Raw genomic sequence first — 4,809 nt, 5'->3', positions numbered from 1 at the left:
TGCATAATCGCGTCCGTGATTGTCGCCGTTTTGCTGGGGAAGGGATTTGCAATACGGGACGAACTGAAATGAAACGATTTCTCGCGATGGCTCCGCTGATTGATGAAGACGTGAATGCGACGCTCTTCCGGAACATGGTCAAATCTTTCGTGCTGGTGTTCGTATGCATTCAAGGCGCGCTGCTCATCAGTTTGGGTGTCATGGCAGTTTTACATGGTGCAGAAGTTTTCAGAATGGTGCTCGCTCCCAGGTTCTTAAGCGGTGGGATTCTGGTTTATATTCTGCTCACCGCGATCGGATTCTGGACCATCGCCGCCAATATTATTTCGGTGTTCTGGACAGGACGTAACTGGTTTATTGCCTCAGCGGTCGGCGTTTGCTTCGGAGGGCTCTTTTTCTACACCATGATCATCAATCTTCTGCAAGCATTTTTTCCCAGGAATATTTTCGCCGAGTTGATTATTGTAGGCATGCTTCTCACTCCCTGTCTTCTGATTCTGGGGGGCACGCTCGCCGCGTATGTATCTGCCTACCGAAAACAACAGATCAGCGGCTTCGGAGCTTTTTCTGCGTTGCTGTTCTGGATCGTCGGTGTGTCGGGCATTCTGATCTGGGTGTTCGACTCATCCCCGCAGAAGCAGTGGGCCATTGCCTGGATTTTCTCCGCATTATTGACCCTGATCATCGCCCCCTTCGCGACGATTCCGCTGGCGCTGTCCTGGAACCGGCATCGCTAAATAGATCGCCTGCAGGCAGATACGAAACTCCTCCTCCGCCGTGAAACGTGTGAAATTCTTACTTTCACCTCAAATCCGCCTTCATAGTGACTTGCAGTCCTGAGCCCGGCAACTAAAAATAAGCAGTTAAGGTAGATTTTCTGTTTCAGGGATTTTGTGTGTAAGAACACAATCTACAGAAGTGTATGCGAACATTCACTGAAACGGCTTCTCTGCCGGACCCTGGTAGCAATCTGAGTAGTTTTAGTGAGGAGAAATGATGGCGCTTGCAATACATCGCATGTTGGCGCGGGTTCTTTCAGGAGGACTGGCGTTTACACTGGTCATCAATGCTGGTTTTTCGACGTTGCAGGCAGAAGAGCCGGTGATTAAAGTTCCCGCCGGTTTACCGCCGATTCCGTTTCCGGAAGATAATCAGCCCACCGTCGAAAAAATTGCGTTGGGGAAACAGCTCTTCTTCGACAAACGTCTCTCACTGGATAACACGATTTCCTGTGCCAGCTGTCACGCGCCCGACAAGGGCTACAGCAATGCAGACCAGTTTGCGACCGGCTTCAAAGGACAAAAAGGGGGTCGCAATTCGCCGACCGTGATTAACGCCGCCTATAACAAGTTTCATTTTTGGGACGGCCGCGCCGGTTCGCTGGAAGAGCAGGCATTAGGGCCGATTGCGAATCCGATTGAAATGAATCTGTCCATCAAGGAAGCCGTCGACCGGATCAACGCGATTCCCGGCTACAAAACACAGTTCCAGAAAGTTTTCGGTTCTGACGCCACCGAAGAAACGATTGCCAAAGCAATCGCCACCTATGAGCGCACGATTCTGTGTGGTGATGCTCCTTATGACCGTTTTAAAGCCGGCGACCAGAAGGCCCTCTCTGAAGGGGCACAACGGGGTATGAAGCTGTTTTTCGGGAAAGCGGTCTGCAGTGCCTGCCATTCGGGGCCCAATTTTACTGACAATGCTTTCCATAATATTGGCGTGGGCATGGACGCGAAAGAACCGGATACGGGGCGAAAAACCATCAGCAAGCTGGGCGGCGATCATGGAAGTTTCAAAACCCCCACCATCCGGGATATTGCCCGATCTGCACCTTATATGCATGATGGCAGCATGCAGACTTTGAAAGAAGTCGTAGATCACTATAATAAGGGAGGCACTCCCAATGCGTTTCTGGATGAAGAAATTTACAAACTGAATTTGACGCCTCAGGAAGTGGATGATCTGGTGACCTTTATGAAAGAAGGTTTAACCAGTTCGAATTATCCTGAGCATAAAATGCCCGAGTTACCCAAATAACTTCGCGGCAGTGATCTTGAGAAGAAAATAGTACGACACTAGAAAACCAATTGAAAATCCCCTTTTCAAAGGAAGATGAACACCATGCAATGGAATTTACACCTGATTTTAAAAGCAAGCGCCTGCTGCCTGACGGCACTCTGCCTGACTCTGGGAAGTACTGCACTGATCGCCGACGAAAAAGGTGATAAAAAAGGCGACGAGAAAAAAGAAGAAGTCAAAAAAGAGGAGCCCAAAAAAGAAGCTCCTAAAAAGGAAGAACCCAAGAAAGAAGCCGAAAAGCCCGCTCCCAAAAAAGAAGAACCAAAAAAAGAAGAGCCTAAAGCACCGGCTGTGACTGTGAAAACTCTGGTAACCAATCTGGAAAACCCGAGTGGCATCGCCATTCAGGCTGGTACCGGCCATGTGTTTGTTGCCAGCCGTTATGGAGTTTATCGTTATGATGCCAAAGGCAAAACCGTTGATCTGGAAATTGCCGGTTACCCGACAGACATCTACGGCAAAGGCCCTATGTATAATATCGGCCCCTTGGGCCTCGCGTTTCTGGATAAAGATCATCTGGTTGTCGGCGATGGCAGCCGTCCCGATGCAGAAGAACTGGTACGGATCTACAAAGTCGGCGACAAACCTGTTGCCAAATGGGTGAAAGAAGATACCGCCGTTCAAACACTGGGTCCGATCAAGGCCAGCGACAAATCGGCCAAGGGTGAAGGCAACTTCTACGGCGTCGCCGTCGGTGGCGGAGACATCTTCATCACCTGCAATGGGGACGACACCAAAGGCTGGGTCGCGAAGTCGGTTGTCAAAGACGGCAAAGCCGGTCCGCTGGAACTGACGATCGCCACCAAGGAAGCCACCAGCGTCGATGCTCCCGTCGCCATCACATTCTCTCCTGATGGAAAAGAACTCGTGATCGGTCAGATGGGTGAAATGAATGTCGCCAACGATGCATTGCTGACATTCTATGATCCCAAAACAGGGAAACTCACCAAGAGCCTGAAAACCGGCCTGAGTGATATCGCCGGCCTGGCTTACAGCCCGAAAACCAAAAAGCTGTATGCGACTGATTTCTCCTGGGTCGACACCACCAAAGGGGGCCTGTTCGAACTGAAAATCGATGGCGACAAAGTGACCGCCGAAAAAATCGTATCACTCGACAAACCAGCCGCCATCGCATTTGACGCAGAAGGCAATCTGTATTTGACAGCCTTTGGAACTCAAGGGAAAGATGCTGAAAAATCTCCCGGTTCACTGGCGATCATCAATGCCGGTCTATAAAACGGACGCTCACGCCGCGGGCTGACTTCGAAAACAATCAGCCCGCGTCGTTGTTACAAAATCAATTTTCACCAACATTTTGAAGGTAAGTAAAGACTAATGACAGTTCAAGTAATGCAGCCAGCTCCTGATTTTGCTTTGCAGGGTTATGACCGTAGCAGTGATTCATTCAAGGATTACAAACTGGCCGATTTCAAAGGCAAATGGGTTTGCCTGTTTTTCTATCCTCTGGACTTCACCTTCGTCTGCCCCACGGAATTAGTGGCATTCAACGAAGCTATCGGCGAATTCGAAGCACGTAACTGTCAGGTCCTGACTGCCAGCACCGACAGCAAGTATTCACACAAGGGATGGTGCGATAACGATCCTCAACTGGCCGACCTGAAATATCCCATGCTGGCTGACGGCACTCACAAGCTTTCTCGCGATTATGGCGTGCTGAAAGAAGAAGCCGGTATCGCGCTGCGTGGAATCTTCCTGATCAATCCGGAAGGTGTCTGCCAGTGGCTGGCGATTCACAGTTTGAGCGTCGGACGCAACGTGGAAGAAGTTCTGCGTGTCCTCGACGCTCTCCAGACAGGCAGCAATGTTCCCTGTAACTGGAAGAAGGGACAAAAGACTCTCTAAGCAGTCTTTGTCTCATCTGAGAGATTCAAAGCAGGGGGATTCCTATCAGGGGCCTCCTGCTTTTTTTTTGCGCGCGGCTGATAGGGTGTGTCTGGGTGAGCGGCTGAAATGGCAGACGTTCATGAGGGATCTGTCCCACCTATGATTTTCAGCGTCGATCCATCTGCCAGATCAGCCGCAGGGCGTTAGCCCCGGTTGAAACTGTGATAACAGAAACCGCGACTGATTTTGTCCAGCAGACGAGACGATTCGGGCCAATCCGGTCAGACAAAGGTTCCTGGCGCCTCAACTGTTCAATGTCTTGTTGAAAATTAAGTTAGTTCTTGTTTCATCATCGCTTCAAATCGTATGATTTCTCTGAAACCTTGTTTGTCATATTGCCAGATAGCGTTTCTTAATTCGAATGCTCCAAACCTTAAGTATGTCCAACCGGGGCTAACGCCCTGCGGCTAATAAGTCTTTTCTGCGGTCATCGTCTTGGAAACAAGGGTATCGTGACACTGTCGGCCAAGGGGTGTTGCATTAATCATAACGCTGTAGACTTCGAAACCACGCTCAGAACCATTAAATAAACACTACCTGGGGTTGGTATGATCTCACTGCTTCAATCCAAACGAAAAACGACCAGGTTAGAACGAGTGCTATGGATCAGCGTGGGGTTGATTTCGTTTCTACCATTGTCGGCCGTCCTTATGGATAATCCCTCGGATGTGTTAACTGACTTCCGGATGGTATATCTTGTTTTCTTCGCCGGGATCGCAACTTCTGGATTACTTTTTAACTGGGGCCCCCTAATTCCATGTACGATTCTCGGAATGGGAATTCTGATGATATTTACCGATCCAATATCGAGGACGCACCAGGAAG

At 49.7% G+C, this 4,809-nt stretch carries 3 protein-coding genes and 1 pseudogene; all 4 read left to right on the top strand.

What is annotated here, in order from left to right:
• Nucleotides 1-737: pseudogene (locus tag Q0294_RS11685) on the top strand (hypothetical protein); the annotation flags it as partial.
• A gap of 259 nt (nucleotides 738-996) precedes the next feature.
• Nucleotides 997-2,037 carry a cytochrome c peroxidase gene (locus tag Q0294_RS11680; RefSeq protein WP_299465152.1) on the top strand — a complete coding sequence of 347 codons (1,041 nt, stop codon included), beginning with the start codon at nucleotides 997-999 and terminating at the stop codon, nucleotides 2,035-2,037.
• A gap of 84 nt (nucleotides 2,038-2,121) precedes the next feature.
• Nucleotides 2,122-3,315 carry a hypothetical protein gene (locus tag Q0294_RS11675; RefSeq protein ID WP_299465149.1) on the top strand — a complete coding sequence of 398 codons (1,194 nt, stop codon included), beginning with the start codon at nucleotides 2,122-2,124 and terminating at the stop codon, nucleotides 3,313-3,315.
• Between the two features lie 99 nt (nucleotides 3,316-3,414).
• Nucleotides 3,415-3,942, top strand: coding sequence for a peroxiredoxin (locus Q0294_RS11670; protein WP_299465146.1), 528 nt, complete (start codon nucleotides 3,415-3,417; stop codon nucleotides 3,940-3,942).
• The last annotated feature ends 867 nt before the right edge of the window (nucleotides 3,943-4,809 follow it).

This window comes from uncultured Gimesia sp. (assembly GCF_937919775.1).
Taxonomy (GTDB): domain Bacteria; phylum Planctomycetota; class Planctomycetia; order Planctomycetales; family Planctomycetaceae; genus Gimesia.
Note: the sequence above shows the minus strand (reverse complement) of the source record. Positions and strands in the feature narration are given on the sequence as shown.